The organism is Streptomyces sp. NBC_01476 (assembly GCF_036227265.1).
GTDB lineage: Bacteria > Actinomycetota > Actinomycetes > Streptomycetales > Streptomycetaceae > Actinacidiphila.
This window is the reverse complement of record NZ_CP109446.1, coordinates 3482298-3499152: the sequence shown is the minus strand read 5'-3', so window position 1 is coordinate 3499152 and position 16855 is coordinate 3482298. Positions and strand designations below refer to the sequence as shown.

Genomic DNA, 16855 nt, shown 5'->3' with positions numbered 1-16855 from the left:
GTCGCGGCCTCCGGTTCGCCCGTTACGGAAACGGAGGTCGAATCGGACGAGGACGAGTACGTGGACACCTGTCGACAGTACGGGCACGCACCGACACCGCGCGAGGGTGCGTAGGGATCAGGAACGGCCTCCGGAACGGGCCCGGTGGCCCCGCCGGGAAGCGCCGCCCGGGCACGGCGTCGAGAGCCCCGCCGGGTACGGCGTCAACGACCCCGCCACGCACGGCCGTTGGGACCAGCCCCCGGGCTCACCCGTCACACCCGCCGGAACACCAGGTCCCGTACGACGTGCCCCTTCGCCAGCCCCTGCCGCTCGAACTTCGTCTCCGGCCGGAAGTCCGGCCGCGGCGCGAACCCCCCGTACGCGTTGGTCAGCCCGGGCGTCGCGGTCAGCACCTCCAGCATCTGCTCCGCGTACGGTTCCCAGTCCGTCGCGCAGTGCACGAGCGAGCCCGGGCGCAGCAGCGGGAGCACCAGCGCGAGGAACTCCGGCTGGATCAGGCGGCGTTTGTGGTGCTTGGCCTTGGGCCACGGGTCGGGGAAGTAAACGCGTAGGCCGGACAGCGAGGCCGGCGGCAGCATGTCCCGCAGCAGCACGATCGCGTCGCCGTTCGCCACCCGTACGTTCGTCAGGCCGGCCCGGTCGGCGAGCGCGAGCAGGTTGCCCTGGCCGGGGGTGTGCACGTCGACCGCGAGGATTCCGGTGCCGGGGTCGGCGGCGGCCATCGCGGCGGTGGCGTCACCCATCCCGAAGCCGATCTCCAGTACGACCGGCAGGTCGGGGGAGCCGAAGAGCGCGGCCAGGTCGAGCGGGCGGCCGTCCAGTTCCACCCCCCACCGTGGCCAGTGCCGCTCGATCGCCGCGGCCTGGGCCTGGGTGATCCGCCCGCGGCGGGCGTGGAAGGAACGAATGCGGTGCTCATCGCGCGACCCGGCCGGATCAGGGGCCGGACCCGCGGGGAACTTCACGGTGACGGGAGCGCTGGACACAATGGGATCGATTCTACGGGGCCGCCGCCGCGGGCCCGCCCCGGCATACGGCCGCCGCCCGCCCGCGCGCGGGGGCCCGGTGGCGTCCGGCGGGAGGGGCTCCGCCCAGGCCCGCGAACGGTCCACCCGCCTGCGAGGGCGCCGCCCAGGGCCCGAACGAGGGACCGCAGCCGCTGCCCGGACGGTCCCCGCGCGGAGGGCCCGGGTCAGGGCGGCCGAGGTCGCGTGCCGGGGGAACGTACCGCGTGAGCAGCGCTCAGGGAACGATCCGCCCGCACCCAGGGCCCGGCGGCCTCCGGCGGGAAGGGCGCCGTCCAGGGCCCGGACGGAAGGACCGCGCCCGCGTCAGCCGCGCGACTGGCACCCCATACGGTCCCCGCGTCCCCGACGCTCCCCCGAGACGCGTCGCTCACGCCGCCGGCGGCCCCGCTCCCTCCAGCGCCTCCAGCGCCCGGCGGGCGACCTCGCGGCCGATCGGGAGCGCGGCGGTGGCCGCGGGGGAGGGGGCGTTGAGGACGTGAACGAAGGGGCCGGAGCCGCCGAAGAGGAAGTCGTCGACCAGCGTGCCGTCGGGGAGCACCGCCTGGGCCCGCACCCCCGCGGGCGCCGGCACCAGGTCGGCGGGGCGCAGCGCCGGCAGCAGGCGGCGGGCGTCGGCGGTGAAGGCGCGCTTGGAGAAGGAGCGCCGCAGCTCACCGACCTCGTGCCGCCAGTGGCGGCGGGCGATCCGCCAGGTGCCGGGGAAGGCCGCGGTGCCGGCCAGGTCGCGCAGCCGGACCGTACCGCGGTGGTATCCCTCGCGGGCGAGCGCGGGCACCGCGTTGGGGCCGAGGTGGACCCCGCCGTGGACGTCCCGGGTGAGGTGGACGCCGAGGAACGGGAAGTCCGGGTCCGGCACCGGGTACACCAGGCCGCGCACCAGCCCGCGGCGCTCCGGGACCAGCTCGTAGAACTCCCCGCGGAAGGGGACGATCCGCATGCCCGGGTCGGTGCCGGCCAGCCGGGCGACGCGGTCGCTGTGCAGGCCGGCGCAGTTGACCAGCACCCGGGTGCGGTGCGGGGCGCCGCCCGCGACCCGGACGGTGACCCCGGCGTCCGTGTCCCGCTCGATCGCGGTGACCCGCCGCCCGTAGTGGATCGTGCCGCCCGCCTCCGTGACCAGCCGGGCCAGTACGGCGGTGATCGCGGCGAAGTCGACGACGCCGGTGGAGCCGACGTGGATCGCGGCCAGGCCCGCCACCTCGGGCTCGTACGCGGCGATCTGCGCCGGACCGAGCTCGCGTACGGTCAGGCCGTGCTCCCGGCCGCGCTGGACCAGGGCGTGCAGGCGGGGGAGTTCGGGGGGCGTGGTGGCGACGATGAGCTTGCCGGTGATCTCGTACGGGACGCCGTGGCTCGCGGCGAACGCGGCGGTCTCCGCGTTGCCGGCCAGCGCGTACCGCGCCTTGAGGGTGCCGGGGCGGTAGTAGATGCCGCTGTGGATGACGCCGCTGTTCCGCCCGGTCTGGTGGCGGGCCGGGGCGGACTCCTTCTCCAGCACCGTGACGGAGGCGCGCGGGGCGGCGCGGGTGAGCGCGTAGGCCGTCGCCAGGCCCACGATGCCGGCGCCGATCACCGTGAGATCCGTGGTCACGTCGGTGCGGCTCCTCCGTAGTGCGCTGCTGCCCTCGTACCCCCCGGGAGGGACCCAGGGAGGCCCCCGGGACCTCGGGACCCCCGGGGGCCCGGAGCCGGGCGGGCTCAGCAGGACGCGGCGTCGCCCCTGCCGTCGGGGACGATCATGCCGGAGCGGCCAGCAGCGGGCGAGCCCTTTCGCGCAGTTCGAGCACGCGGGGTTCGTCGTTGTACGGCTCCAGGCGGTGCAGGAGGTCGCGGACGTACTCCGTGGTGCGGGCCGAGGAGATGCGGCCGGCCACCTCCACCGCCTTGACGCCGGCCGCGCAGCACGCGTCGAGGTTGCCCGACTCCAGCTCCGCGACGGCCGAGACCACCAGCCGCAGGCCGTGCGAGCGGACGAACTCCTCGGTGGGCCGGGCCAGCGCCTGCTCGGTGAAGCGCTGGACCTGGCGGGGGATGCGCAGGTCGCGGTAGCACTCGGCGGCGTCGGCGGCCAGGCGGTCGTAGGAGTAGAAGCCGAGCCAGCTGGGGTCGGCGTCGCCCTCCCGGGCGCGTTCCAGCAGCGCCTCGGCGGCGGCCAGTGAGGCGCCGCAGGCCGCGGCCTCGCCGGCCTTGGCGTGGGCGCGGGCCTCGACGAGGTGGAAGAAGCTCATGGTGCGGGCGGTGGCGAGACCGCGGTTGCGCTCCAGGGCCGCCTGGGCGAGGTCGACGCCCTCGTCGGCGAAGTTGCGGTAGGTGGCCTGGAGCGACATGGAGGCGAGAACGTAACCGCCGAGCGGTACGTCCGCGGCGGCCCGGGCGAGCCGGAGCGCCTGGATGTAATAGCGCTGGGCGGCTTCCTGCTGGCCGGTGTCGAAGGCCATCCACCCGGCCAGCCGGGTGAGTTCGGCGGTGGCGCCGAAGAGCGAACGGCCCACGTCGTCGCTGTAGGAGCCGAGCAGCAGCGGCGCCGCCTCGACCCGCAGGCACTCCGGGACCATGCCCGAACGCCAGTCGCCGCCACCGTACTTGGAGTCCCAGCGGCGGGCGTCCTCGGCCGCCTCGCGGAGCTTGGTGACATCGGTGTGGCCGACATGCGCCATGCCGGGGGCCGGGGCGTCGCGGGCCACCGTGGCGTCGGCCGGGGTGATCAGCCAGCGGGACGCCGGAGTGACGTAAGCGCTGACTGCGAAAGATCCGGCCAAGCTCTGCCAGATGCCGCCACCGCCCGGGCCACGGCGCCCGGCGAGATCCAACCGCCACAGATCGGTGGCCGATTTCACCGCCTCGCCGACATCGCGCGGGAAGGCGAGGCCGACCTCGGGCGCCGGGTCGGCGTCGGCCAGACCTATCTCGTGGAGCGGGACCGGTCTGCCGAGCTTGCCGGCGATGGCCGCGGCGATCAGATGGGGGGCCGCACCTTGCGGGACCATGCCCTTGGTGACCCAGCGGGCCACCGACGTCTTGTCATAACGCAGGGTCAGACCACGTTGCGCGCCCAGGTCGTTGACCCGTCGGGCGAGTCCGGCGTTGCTGATACCCGCCAGAGCGAGAAGGGCGCCGAGTTTCTCGTTCGGCCCGCGGTGTTCTCTGTTCACTGCGGTTCACCTCGTGATGCCGCTGGGGGCAGGCCGGCCGGCCTGGTGATGTCGTGGGGTACGGGGGTCGCCCTCCCCTGGAGCCCGATTCAGCCACCGCGAACGCCCTTTCCCGGCGGGCGCGGTGCATGCGCCGGACACCCGAGCCGCGCGTACGTGTGCGAACCGGGTACACCCAGCGTAGTTCGCCGCATCCCGACCGTTAAGAGCCTTGTGCCGGATGGCCGGAAAGCAGTCCCTTACCGGCCAATGTACGGGCGGTGCGCGGGGGTTGCCAGGGGCGGCCGGGGGCCGCGCGGGGGTCGCGGAGCCGGGGTGCGCGAGCGGGCGGCGGGACGGACGCGGCACGCGCGCGTTCTGGCGTGTGCTCCCGGTATATGTGGCCGTGCGCCCGGCCGTGCGCTCTGTGCCGGTCGGAGCTGCGGCGCTTGCATGGTGGCCGTGGATCGGCCCGCAGCCCCGGCAGGCGGCATGACGGGGTGGGCGGGTCGGGGGGTTCCGCTGCCACAATCCCCGCGGGTGGCGGACCGGCCCGGGAGGATGGGACATGCCTCCCGGGCCGTCGCACCCCGCCGCCGTGGACCGCACCCGCTCCCGCCGTCGCCCAACGCACCGCCGTCCAGGGCCTGTTGACCCCGGTCGCCGCCCCGCCATCCGTCCGGCATATCAACTGCGGCAAGTGCCGCAGACTTTGGCGCGAATCAGACGTTTCGTCTCCCGCGCGTTTCCCGCCCGCTTCTGGCGTGCGACCCGTCGCTCCTTGGTGCACCCATGCGCCTCTTTGCGCGCTTGCACGTGGCAGCATGGTCTTCCGGACATCAGACGTGGCGACGAGGCGGGGCGAGCGGCGATGGCGCCCGCGCACCGGCTGTCCACAGCCTGTGGAGGCGGCGATGCGGTGGTTGGTGGGGTGGAGCAGTACCACCGCGGGTCCCGTTCCCGGGTCCGCCCAGGCGCGCAACCGCACGCTCCAGCCGGTCGGCGCCCAACTCCTGTGGGGTGAACCCGATCCGCTCTGGGCGGTGGGCGACTGGCGGCCGGACGAGATCAGGGTGGTCACCGCGGACCCGGCCTGGGCCGGCGGCAACGGCCGCAGCACCAACGGCGGTACGTCCTACGGGTCCGCCTACGACGGCAGCGCGTACGGCGGTCCGTACGCCAACGGGCGGCCCTACCAGCGGCCTTACGGCGAACGCGGCCCGGAGCACGGCGGCGGCCCCACCGGCAACGGCCCCAACGGCTACGCCGGCATCGCCCGGCTCGCGGTGCTCGGCCGGTGCGGCGCCAGCGACTCCGAACTGCGCCTCGGCCTGGTGGCGGCCCGCGGCGGCGCGCTGCGCCATGTGACCGCCTGGCCCGGCAGTTACACCGCCGTCCTCCAACTCGGCCGCCGCATCACGGTGCTGGGCGACCTGGCCGGCGCCCGCCCGGTCTTCCACACCCGCTGGTCCGGCGGTACGGCCTACGCCACCGCCGCGCTGCCGCTCGCCGACCTGATCGAGGCCGGGCTCGACGTCACCCACCTCGCCGCCACCCTGGCCTGCCCCGACGCCCCCGAGGCGCTGCTGGACGGCACCCCCTACCTCGGCGTACGCCGGGTGCCGCCGGGCCACGCGCTGATCCTGCGGGACGGGGCGCCCGAGATCACCGGGTACGAACCGACGGCCTCGCTCGCCGTGGGCCACCAGCAGGCCAGCTCCGCGGACACCGAAGCGGCGGTCGAGGGCGTACGGGACGCGCTCGTCGACGCCGTACGGGCCCGGCTGGCGCAACCCCGCTTCGTCCCCGACGGCGACGAGGCACCGGCGCCCGGCATCGGCGCGGACCTCTCCGGCGGCAGCGCCTCCGCGACGCTCGCCCTGCTCGCCGCCGGACTGCCCGGCATGCCGGGCACCCTGCCGGGGACCCCGGGGTCACTGGCCGGGGAACGGCTGCTCGCGGTCACCTTCAACGACCTCGTGGGCGGCGGCTCGGCCGCCCCCCGCGAGGCCGAGCTGGAACGGGCCCGCGCGATGGGCACCGACCCGCGGCTGCGGCACATCGTCGTGCCCGGCGGCGCGGAAGCGCTCCCCTACGCCGACCTGGCCGGCGGCGCGCTCGGCCCGCTCACCGACGAACCCGGCCCCTCGCTGATCCTCGCCGAACGCCACCGCCGCCGGCTCGCCGCGGGCGGCGCCGACCACCTGATCGGCTACGGCGCCCGGCAGGTGCTCGACGCGCACCCGGCCCGCCTGGCCGACCTGCTGATGGACCGCCGCCGCCGGCATCTGCTGCGTCCGATGGCCGCGCTGACCAGGGCGGACGGCGCGGCGACCGGGCACTCGGCGCTGGTGCCCTTCACCGTGCCTGTCACCGTCTACCGGGCCGCCAGGCGGCTGGCCCGCATGCCGTATCAACAGGGTGTGGAGGACGCGGCGATGCGGCTGATGCGCCGCGAGTTCGCCGACGCGGGCGGGGGCGCGCGAGGCGGGCCGCTCGCCGCGTCGCTGGCCGCGATGGCGTGGGTGCGGCCCGGGCCGGCCGCCCGCTGGCTCACCGGCGAGGCGCTCGCCGAGGTGTCGGTACGGCTCCAGGACGCGGCCCGCCGCCCCTGGCCGCTGGAACGCCCCGGCGAACGGCGCGCCCGCGCGGCGCTGGCCCGGCACGCGGCCGACTACCGGGTGCTGGAACAGGCGGCGGCGGTGCCGTCCCAGCGGCTGCACGCGCCCTTCCTCGACAACCAGGTGGTACGCGCCTGCCGGGCACTGCCCAGCGCGGTACGGGTACGGCCCGGGGCCCGCGCCGAGGTGCTGCGCGAGGTGCTGGAGGGCGCCGGGGTCCGCGAGCTGCCGGCCGGCTGGGGCGCCTCGTCGGTCTCGTCGGTGGCCGGCGGGGCCGTACGGCAGGGACTGCGGGCCGCGATCGACCCGCTGCTCGACCTCTTCGAGGCGCCGCTGCTCGCCGACGCGGGGCTGATCGAGGCGGGCACGATCCGGGAGGCGCTGGAGTCGGCGGCCCGCGGTGAGCCGGTCGGCCTGGACGGGCTCGGCGAACTCGTCGCGGTCGAGCTGTGGCTGCGGCGGCTGCTGGCCCGCCGGGGCTCGTGCTGGACCGGCGGGGCGGGGGAGTCGGAGCAGCGGGCGGTGGCGTCGGGGGTGCAGCGGCTTTCGCTGTGACTGAGGGTGGGGTCGCTTTTCTTTTCGGGTCTTCTCGGGTCTTCTCGGGGTGCGGTCGCTTCTGGGGGTGCGGGGGCTTTGGGGGGCGGGGGCCGGGCGTGTGCGGGCTTCCCGGGCCTTCGGGGTGCGGGGGCCCTGGGCTGTGAGCGGACCCTGACCCACCGGGTGCGCTTCTTCGATGCCTCCGGGCCGGGGCTGTCGGTGGTGTGCCGCAGAATGAGGAGTGCGGTCGGCGGACGAAGCAAGGCGAGAAGGCGAGGGTGACGGATGACGGTATGGGACGACGTGGTCGGGCAGGCCCGTACCGTGGCCGAGCTGACCACTGCCGCGAGCCACGCGGCCGAGCTGGTGGACGGTGCGGTGACCGGGGCGGGGGCGGAGGGCGCCGCCGGGCCGGCCGTACGGGCGGGGTCGTCCATGACGCACGCGTGGCTCTTCACCGGTCCGCCCGGCAGCGGCCGGTCCACCGCGGCCAGGGCGTTCGCGGCGGCGCTGCAGTGCGTCAGCCCTGACAAGGCGCTCGGGGCGGCGCCCGGGTGCGGGTTCTGCGACGGCTGCCACACCACGCTCGTCGGCACCCACGCCGATGTGGAGGCGGTCCGTACCGACGTGCTCTCCATTGGCGTCAAGGAGACCCGGGACCTGGTGCGGCGCGCCTCGATGTCCCCGGCCGGCGGGCGCTGGCAGGTGATCCTGCTGGAGGACGCCGACCGGCTCACCGAAGGCGCCGCCAACGTGCTGCTCAAGGCGATCGAGGAGCCCGCTCCCCGTACGGTGTGGCTGCTGTGCGCCCCCTCGGTCGAGGACGCGCTGCCCACCATCAGGTCCCGCTGCCGGCTGCTGACCCTGCGCACGCCCTCGGTAGCGGACGTCGCCGACGTGCTGACCCGGCGGGACGGCATCGACCCGGGGCTGGCTGCGACGGTCGCGCGGGCCACGCAGGGTCACATCGGCCGGGCCCGGCGGCTCGCCTCCGACGAGTCCGCCCGCAGCCGGCGGGCGACCGTCCTGCGCCTTCCGCTGCGGGTCGCCGACATCGGCGGCTGCCTGCGCGCCGCTCAGGAACTCGTCGACTCCGCCACGGAGGACGCCAAGGCGGTCGCCGAGGGCGTGGACGCGAAGGAGACCGAGGAGATGCGGGCGGCGCTCGGCGCGGCGGCGGGCCTGGGCAGCCGTATGCCGCGCGGTACGGCGGGCGCGATGAAGGATCTCGCGGACCGGCAGAAGCGCCGCTCGACCCGTACCCAGCGCGACACCCTCGACCTCGCGCTGACCGATCTGGCCGGCTTCTACCGCGACGTGCTCGCCCTCCAGCTCGGCCGCTCCCCGGAGACCGTCGCCAACGCCGAGGCGATGGACGGCATCCGCCAGATCGCCGGCGCCTCCCACCCCGAGCAGAGCCTGCGCCGGATAGAGGCGGTGCTCGCCTGCCGCGACGCCCTCGACCACAACGTGGCGCCCCTTCTGGCAGTTGAAGCCATGACCCTCGCCCTCCGCGCCGGCTAACCGCCCGGGGCTTCAGCGGCGGAGAGGGCGGGCCAATTCGTTTCCCCGGAGCCCGGTCGCTGGCGCGCCTCTCCGGTTGTGCCCCGCGGCCTCCCCGCGAGCCGCCCCGCCCGGCGGCCCGGGCTCTCGGTTTCCGGGGTCCCAGGCCCCTGGGCGGCCGGCTCTCCTCCTCGGTGCGTGGCGGCCGGGCCGTCGGGTTTGCGGCTGGTTGCCGTTGCCGGCCGCGGGTCCCTTCCGGTGGGGGCCCCGCCCGAGGGTCTTCGGGGTCGGCCCGCGCAGCGGGGTAGTGCCTTCGGGTGATCGGTGGGGCCGTGCCGTGACGGTGTGGCCGGGTGGCGCGGTCACCGATGCAAGGTGCAGGGAGCGCCCTCGTTCCGTACCGCGTCCCCGCGGGGGCGCAGTCGTGCCGAGAGGGTCCCGCCGTGCTCACGTTGCTGTTCCTGCTGGCGGCCGTCGCCGCTACCGCGCTGCTCACCCTGCGCGCGGTACGCCACTGGCACGCGGAACGGCTCGGCCTGGCGTACGAGTTGCCCGTCGACCAGCGGGGTACGGCGCTGCGGGCCGCGGCAGCCGGGGCCGCCGCGCTGGTGGCGGTGGGCCTGACCGTACCCCTGCTGACCGCCTCCGGCGGGGCACCCGCGTCGACCGCGTCACCCGCGCCGGTCGCGTTCTCGCCGACCGCCGTCCCCGTACCGTCGCCGCCGCCCCGTACCCCGGCGCCCGCGCCCCCGCCGCCCGAGGTCCGTACCCTCTCCCACCCGGCCGGCGGCACGCTGCAGATGCTGCGGGACGGCACCCGGGTGTGGCTGCCGCCGCGGTACGACGGGCAGCGCGCGGCCGGCATCGCCTTCCCGGTGGTGCTGGTGCACGGGGACGGCAGCGCCGACGGTGATCTCTTCGCCGGTTTCGCGAAGGCCGTGCGGCAGGGCCGGGCGGACCCGTTCCTGCTGGTCATGCCGGACAGCTGCGACCGCGACTCGGCCACCGTGCTCTCCGAGGTGGCCCGCCGCTACCGGTCGCTGACCGCCGTGAGCGCCCGCGGCGTGCTCGGGATCGGCCCGCAGGCGCCCTGCGCGGTACGGGAGGCGCTGGCCAACCCGGACCGCTACCGCGCGGGAGCCGGCGTTTCCGGCACGTACCCGCCGTTCGCCCCGACCACCGGCCCCCACCCGTCGCTGCTGCTGGCCGCGGCCAGCGGGGAGAGCGCGCCGCGGGCGTCGGCGCGGCGGCTGCGGCAGGAACTCCACCCCAGCGGGGACGCGGTGCGGCTGCTGGACGGCGTGGCCAAGCGGGGGGAGCTGATGGGGCTGGTGGCGGCGTATCTGACCGAGAAGCTGGACGGGCCGGCGCGGACGGCGGCCCCCAGGGCAGCGCGGACCCCGGCCGCTACGGCGACCCGGTCCCCTGCGTCCGGGCCGGTGCGGAACCCGGCCCCCGGGGCAACACGGTCCCCGGCCCCCGGAGCAATCCGGACCCCAACCCCCGGAGCGGCCCGGTCCCCAGCCCCCGGGGCGACCCACCCACCCGCGCCCCCGCACGCGGCGACGTCCGGGCCTCCCGCGTAAATCACTCAAAAGGCGACAGGTCGCGCGTCCGCCGGGCTGGCACGGCCGATACGCTCGCTGTCACCCGACGGGAGGACCGAGCCGCCGATGCCCACCACGCGCCTGCTCCGCATCCCGGCCACCGCATTCGCGGTGACCGGACTGCTGCTGTCCGCATGCTCATCCGGAGGAGCGGGCCACAACGCCGCGGCGTCGTCGCCCGTGCCGACCGCCACGGCCGCCGCCGCCTCCTCCTCGCTGAAACCGCTGCCCACGCGGAGCCCGGCGGACCTGGACCCGTACTACGGCCAGAAGTTGAGCTGGCACGACTGCGGCGTCCCCGGCTTCGACTGCACCACCATGAAGGTGCCGCTCGACTACGACCACCCCGACTCCTCCGACGACCTGAAGCTCGCGGTCGCCCGGAAGAAGGCGGCCGGCCCCGGCAAGAAGCTCGGCTCCCTGCTGGTCAACCCCGGCGGACCCGGCGGCTCGGCGATCGACTACCTCCAGTACGCGGCCCTCGGCTACCCCGCGCAGGTGACCTCCCGGTACGACATGGTCGCCGTCGACCCGCGCGGTGTCGCCCGCAGCGCGCCGGTCGAGTGCCTGACGGACAAGCAGATGGACGCGTTCACCGCGGTCGACAACACGCCCGACACCACCGCCGAGGTCAACAAACTCACCACCGCGGACAAGAACTTCGCGGCCGGCTGCGAGAAGCGCTCCGCGAAGCTGCTCGGCCATGTCTCGACCGTCGACTCGGCCCGCGACATGGACGTCCTGCGGAATCTGCTCGGTGACCAGAAGCTCACCTACGTCGGCAAGTCGTACGGCACCTTCCTCGGTGCCACCTACGCCGGGCTCTTCCCGCAGCGCGTCGGCCGGCTGGTCCTGGACGGCGCGATGGACCCCTCCGTCGACGCGCTGGAGAGCAGCCGCGCCCAGGCCGGCGGCTTCGAGGTCGCGTTCGACGCGTTCGCGGCGGACTGCGTCAAGCAGGCGGCCTGCCCGCTGGGCACCACCTCGGTGGCCGACGCCGGCAAGCGGCTCGACGCCTTCTTCAGGTCGCTGGACGCCCACCCGCTGTCCACCGGGGACTCGGCCCGTCCGCTCACCGAGGAGCTCGGCACGATCGGGGTCATCTCGGCGATGTACGACCAGTCCGACTGGCCCTCCCTGCGCGACGCCCTGACCAGCGCGGAAAAGGGCTCGGGCGATCCGCTGCTGAAGCTCTCCGACAGCTACTTCGAACGGGACGCGGCGGGCAAGTACAGCAACCTGATGTACGCCAACGCCGCCGTCAACTGCCTCGACCTGCCGCCGGCCCTGTCCTCCCCGGCGGACGTCACCCGCGCGCTGCCCGCCTTCAGGAAGGCGTCACCGCACTTCGGTACGTCGCTGGCGTGGGCCTCCCTGACCTGCGGCTACTGGCCCGTGCGGGCCACCGGCCACGCGCAGCGGATCGAGGCGAAGGGGGCGGCGCCGATCCTGGTCGTCGGCACCATCCGCGACCCCGCGACGCCGTACGCCTGGGCCGTCTCCCTGGCCTCCCAGCTCTCCTCCGGCCACCTCCTCACCTACGACGGCGACGGCCACACCGCGTACGCCCGCGGGTCCAGCTGCATCGACACGGCGGTGAACGCGTATCTCCTCCAGGGCAAGGTGCCGGCCAAGGACAAGAAGTGCGGCTAGCCCTTTTCCCCGGCCCCCGCGCCCTTCCCCCGCCCGACCCCGCTGACCGGCCCTTCCCCCGCGCGGTGTCGTCCCACTGGGGGCCTTCCCCCGCCCGACATGATCCCGCCGACGAGCCCTGCTCCCGCCCGCCGCGGTCCCACCTCACCGCGCTGACCAGCCCTTCCCCATGATCCCGGGGCTGTCCCGACCACCCCCGGGAACCCTGTAGACTTTCCCCGCTGCTGCTGCCACGCTGTGCCAGCACCCCAGCAAGCCGCCTTAGCTCAGTTGGCCAGAGCAACGCACTCGTAATGCGTAGGTCTCGGGTTCGAATCCCGAAGGCGGCTCCACGAAACCCCAGGTCAGGTACCCGCTGACCTGGGCTTTCTGCTTCTCGATGACCTTCCAATGCTTCACGGGGGGAGCCAGTCGAGGCGGCTGAGGGCGTTGTGCGGCCGAGGTGCGGCCATTTCTGCAGTGAGGCAGCACAGGTGAGGCCAACACGGCGTAGCTCAGGAGGTTTCCGGGCTGAGGGGGCTTGTCGGGTATCCACAAGCGGAGGCATTGCCCTCCGGGGGTGCGTTCCTGTGAATGGGGCCAGTGGATCACCTTGGCGTGGGAGGATCCCGGTATGTGGTTTAGGAGGCGCCCGGACACTGCGCTGTCGCAGACGGCAATATCCGGCACGTCGGGCGCGTCCTTCCCCGCGTCATCGATGCTCTCGGATTCGCCGCTCGTGGACTCGGGCCTGGATCGTTTGGGCCGCGGTGAGTTCGCGCTGCGGCTGGCGCGGACACTTGCCGAGCGGAGTAGCGATCACGGTTACGTTGTCGGCCTGTACGGGCAGTGGGGGGAAGGCAAAACGACTGTCTTGAACTTCGTCCGGACGGGACTGGGAGAGTATCCGGCTGACCAGGTGACGGTGGTGGAGTTCAACCCCTGGTTCGACTCAGACGAGACCCATCTGTATGCCGAGTTCCTCCACTCGGTTGCCAGTGCGGTCGGGGTCCGGCTGGAGCGCCGTCGCGAGACGGTGATCCGCCATGCGCGTAGCGCGCAAGGTTTCGTCGGGAGCGTTCCGCTGCCGAGCAGTGTGAACAGCATCGTAAAGGTCTCCGAGTTGCTCGGCACGGTCGGGGGGCTCGGGCAGCCGACTCTGCGAGACTTCCACGACCGGTTGGGTGAGATCTTTGGGTCTTCCGGTAGCCCCGTGTCGTTGCGCCGGGTTGTCGTGCTCATGGATGATATCGACCGCTTGGACAACGCACAGATCGCCGCAGTGTTCCGTATGGTCAAGCTAGCCGCGGACTTTTCCAACTTGTCCTTTGTCCTGGCCTTTGATCAGAATGTTGTTGCCGAAGCTTTAGGCGCGCGCTACCGCTCGGGGGGAGTCGGGGCAGGGCAGGAATTCCTGGAGAAGATTATCAATGCGCCGCTTTATCTCCCCAGGACAGATCCTTCGGCAGTGGCCCAGGCGCTGCGTGAGCTGCTGGAACAGGTACTTTCCTCTCATGGAATCTCTCTGCTGGACCCAGGTGAACGCATACGCCTGCACGATGCGCTGGATGAGACGGTCTGGCCGTGTGTGACGTCACTGCGCCAGGGAAAGCGGCTGCTGGGAAAAATCGACTTCGCTCTTCCGATCATGATGGGCGAGGTTAACCCGGTCGACCAGGTCCTGATGGAATCCTTGCAGCTCTTTTTCCCCAGCCTCTATTCCTTTGTTGCGGCGAACAAGCCGCTCCTGGTGAGCGGTCAGATCGGTGAACAGGAGCAGACGGATCTTCGGCAGAAACTGGACGACGTCTGCCAACCCATCCGGCAGGAAGCCCTTGAACTGCTGAAGCGCCTCTTCCCGCAGACCCAGGCCGTCTACGGCAACCGCCGGTTCGCCGCCGATGAGCAGGAGCAATGGGTCCGCGCTCGGCGCGTGTGCGCGCCCAGCTACTTCGACCGCTACTTCGCCTATGGGCTGCCTTCGGGCGACGTCCTCGACAGCGAGATCACGGCTGTCATCCAGGCGGCCCCACCACGCAACGCCGCCCTGCTACGAGACCTGCTGAACAATCACCACCCGGGACTGGTCGTCGAAAAACTTGTCGAGAGCGCTCTCCACATCCCGCCCGACGCTGTCTTGCGCCTTCCCCAGGCCCTGGCTGACTCCCTCGGAGCCGCCACTGCGGAAGTGCTGTACCGCGCAGGCGGCCTGATCAGACGACTGCTGGCGGCAGTCGAACCCGCAGCCGCTCGCCTTGAGGCAGCGCAGGACCTCTTGAACGATGCCCCCGTCCATCTGGCGGCTGCCGTGTTCGCCTGGCTCGAAGCTCCGCATCATGACCCAGAGGAAGGTCAGCCGCCGCTCGGTTTCGAGGAAACTCAGCGACTCGGGAAACAGTTCGTCGAGCGGGTGCTCGCCCTGCCACCAGATCAACTGATCGCCCCGGGAGGCCAGACCGGCCTCCTGGCCTACATGCTGTGCTTGCGCCACGAGCCCGAGCGTGCCCGGCAGCACCTTAAAGCGGCCATACAGGCCGATAAGAACCTCCTACAGCACCTTCTCGCCCTATTCTTAAATCACCGGGCCTCCTACATCAGCGCGCTCACCCGCACTGGCTACCAGCAACTCGTGGGGCTCCTACCCGCCGAGGTCTGGCTGGACCTGGTACGCCAACATTTCCCAGCGGCCGAAGCCACCCTGGCCGGCCTGCCCCAGAACGTTGACGGGCAACCCACGCTCCCAATCGACTCCTCCGATTTCCCGGTCTTGGCTTTCCTCGCGGCCTTCCGGACTCTTGACACGCAAGAGCCGCCAACGCCAGCAGGTGTCTTCGAGCCCACCACCGAGGCGCCTTCACAGTTCCTCAACTACTCTCCGCACCATCTCGCCCAGCCGGAGCGAGAGGCCCTGACATTCGTAATCCGAAGCGCCGTGGTCCTCCCCCGCCAACTGACCAACGGCCCAGGCGCAGCCACCTCCACGGCCACAGATCAGACCCGCATCAAGATCCTGAGAAGCGTCGCCGACCGGGTTGGCCTCCGCGGGACACTCATCCAACTCCTCGGCACGCCACCGTGGCAGCTGAGCAGTTTCTCTGACTGGACGGAGGAGGGAGGAGCAGGCCGTGAGGCTGCAAAGCTCCTCTTTGCCTCTTCGGACGATGCCACCCCTGGGTTCTCCATGACCCTGCAACTGGAGACCGGCCGCGCCACGCCACGGGGTGACGCCCCGAGGGAGCCCGGGATCACAGCCATGCTCGACCTTGTCCTGCGGCTCCCGAACGATGAACGGCGCCTGACTCTGGAGGAACTACGGGACCTGCTTATCGACACCCTGCAGCTCCATCGAGCGATGAAACTCGCTGCCACTGAACTCCTGCCTTTTCAACCGGAGACAGGTGAGGGCCTGCTGTACCTCGCCAGCTCGGCGGATCTTGGGCAGCTCATCGATATGGATGCCTACGGCCCAAGCCGCCGCGCCCGGAACGACATCCCCTTGTACTATCGCCTTCCACTCCTGCCGCCTCATCAGCCACCATTCCAGTTCGCAACCACCGCCCCAAGTCCCGAGGCGCAACTCGCCATCGAACTCATCAAACGCAGCCTCCAATGGACGGGACGGCGGAACTTCGCCCCATCGCTCAACCAGCTGCTTCGCACCGCGCCTCACTGAGGTTTTCTCAGCGAAGATCATTTCCAGATTCCGTTGAGGACGAGTGCGGCGCGGGCGATATCGCCGATCCGGCTGGGGCTGAGGGAGACGTGCTTGAGCGTGCGCCAGCGTTCCTTGAGTTCGGCGGCAGCGCGTTCGCCGAGAGCGCGCAGGTCTCTGATCAGGGTGTTCGTGGTGCGGGTGTCGGCGTGGAAGGCTTTTTCGGACTTGCCCTCGGGGCGGCGGACCGGGACGTGGATGCCGATGCCGGCGCCGATGTAGCCCTTGTCCGCGAGTGTCGGTAGGCCGTTGGCGGCGGCCTTGTAGAGGGCAGGCAGGGCGTGGATGCGGGCGGCGGTGATGTCCGGGGTGGAGCCGGGCTCGACGTCGGAGACCCACAGCGGGGTGCCGTCCGGGGAGGACAGGAACTGCACGTTGCCGCCGAACGCCTTGTGCTTCTGGCTGAACCAGAGGTCGTTGCCGTTCTCGCGGACGCCGGCCAGGCGGTCGGATCCGATGAGGGTGCCGTCGAGGATGACGTGTGTCATTCCTTCCCGTCGGCAGCGGTTGAGGACGTCGTGCAACTCGGGGGCCCGGTCGGCGAGGACGTCGATGCCTTCGTGGAGGTAGCGGTAGCCGGTGGCCTGGGAGATGCCGGCGTCGCGGGCCAGGCAGTGCACGCACGCCTGCTCGCGGAACCAGCGCAGGACCAGCACGGCCTGGCGGAACGGGCCCAGGGCCCGTGAGCCCCGCGGAGTGCGCAATCGTCGGCGGTGGGCGGCCAGCAGTCGTGAAAGGTGGTCCACGACGTGGCGTGGGACATCGAGCGTGGCAACATGGGTGACCAACGTGAAGCCTCTGGTGGTTCGGACGAGATCTTGTGGTGAGACCTGTCCTACCAGGGGCTTTACGTCTGCCTACAACCAGGATGAGTCCGCCCGATACGTCCAGGGGCGAGCGGTTCACAACGTTTCGCGAAGATCATTTCGCTGAGAAAACCTCACTGAACAGTGCTTCCGTAGAGCATAAGAATTCTAGATACCGAACCGTGCCGGATGCTGGAAGGTTCCTGCAGTGCAGAGAAAATCGCTAGCCCGAACTGGGCTGCGGGATTTTTCACAATCGGACGGCAAGGACTTCG

Annotated in this window: 9 protein-coding genes and 1 tRNA gene; 6 read left to right on the top strand and 4 right to left on the bottom strand. The window is 72.4% G+C overall.

Translation table 11 applies throughout. From position 1 onward, the window contains the following. Positions 1 to 254: 254 nt before the first annotated feature. The 3 genes from trmB to OG552_RS15375 all read right to left on the bottom strand — a co-directional run bounded on the left by trmB (position 255) and on the right by OG552_RS15375 (position 4183). Complete coding sequence (gene trmB, locus OG552_RS15385; RefSeq protein WP_443071166.1) at positions 255 to 1001, bottom strand: tRNA (guanosine(46)-N7)-methyltransferase TrmB; 747 nt, start codon at positions 999 to 1001, stop codon at positions 255 to 257. A 397-nt stretch (positions 1002 to 1398) separates the two neighbouring features. Further along, positions 1399 to 2622, bottom strand: a complete 1224-nt coding sequence (gene lhgO, locus OG552_RS15380) for an L-2-hydroxyglutarate oxidase (protein ID WP_329133249.1) — start codon at positions 2620 to 2622, stop codon at positions 1399 to 1401. 145 nt (positions 2623 to 2767) lie between these two features. Further along, positions 2768 to 4183 carry an MFS transporter gene (locus OG552_RS15375; protein WP_329133247.1) on the bottom strand — a complete coding sequence of 472 codons (1416 nt, stop codon included), beginning with the start codon at positions 4181 to 4183 and terminating at the stop codon, positions 2768 to 2770. An 893-nt stretch (positions 4184 to 5076) separates the two neighbouring features. Here OG552_RS15375 and OG552_RS15370 point away from each other — a divergent pair. The 6 genes from OG552_RS15370 to OG552_RS15345 all read left to right on the top strand — a co-directional run bounded on the left by OG552_RS15370 (position 5077) and on the right by OG552_RS15345 (position 15735). Further along, positions 5077 to 7338: an asparagine synthase-related protein gene (locus OG552_RS15370; RefSeq protein ID WP_329133245.1), complete on the top strand. Its 2262-nt coding sequence runs from the start codon at positions 5077 to 5079 to the stop codon at positions 7336 to 7338. Positions 7339 to 7605: 267 nt separating this feature from the next. Beyond that, positions 7606 to 8844, top strand: a complete 1239-nt coding sequence (locus OG552_RS15365; protein WP_329133243.1) for a DNA polymerase III subunit delta' — start codon at positions 7606 to 7608, stop codon at positions 8842 to 8844. Positions 8845 to 9266: 422 nt separating this feature from the next. After that, positions 9267 to 10409 carry a hypothetical protein gene (locus OG552_RS15360; protein ID WP_329133241.1) on the top strand — a complete coding sequence of 381 codons (1143 nt, stop codon included), beginning with the start codon at positions 9267 to 9269 and terminating at the stop codon, positions 10407 to 10409. An 87-nt stretch (positions 10410 to 10496) separates the two neighbouring features. Beyond that, entirely contained in the window at positions 10497 to 12083 is a 1587-nt protein-coding gene (locus tag OG552_RS15355; protein ID WP_329133240.1) for an alpha/beta hydrolase, read from the top strand. Positions 12084 to 12338: 255 nt separating this feature from the next. Next, positions 12339 to 12415, top strand: a tRNA-Thr gene (locus OG552_RS15350). A 386-nt stretch (positions 12416 to 12801) separates the two neighbouring features. Then, on the top strand, positions 12802 to 15735 hold the full coding sequence (locus tag OG552_RS15345; protein ID WP_329133238.1) for a KAP family P-loop NTPase fold protein: 2934 nt from the start codon (positions 12802 to 12804) through the stop codon (positions 15733 to 15735). Positions 15736 to 15752: 17 nt separating this feature from the next. Here OG552_RS15345 and OG552_RS15340 read toward each other — a convergent pair whose 3' ends face one another. After that, complete coding sequence (locus OG552_RS15340; RefSeq protein WP_329133236.1) at positions 15753 to 16562, bottom strand: transposase family protein; 810 nt, start codon at positions 16560 to 16562, stop codon at positions 15753 to 15755. Between the last annotated feature and the right edge of the window lie 293 nt (positions 16563 to 16855).

What these genes read in the sequence shown, in the direction of transcription:
- OG552_RS15370 (WP_329133245.1), top strand. Translation starts at nt 5,077, where the DNA reads ATGCGGTGGTTGGTGGGGTGGAGCAGTACCACCGCGGGTCCCGTTCCC.
- OG552_RS15365 (WP_329133243.1), top strand. Translation starts at nt 7,606, where the DNA reads ATGACGGTATGGGACGACGTGGTCGGGCAGGCCCGTACCGTGGCCGAG.
- OG552_RS15355 (WP_329133240.1), top strand. Translation starts at nt 10,497, where the DNA reads ATGCCCACCACGCGCCTGCTCCGCATCCCGGCCACCGCATTCGCGGTG.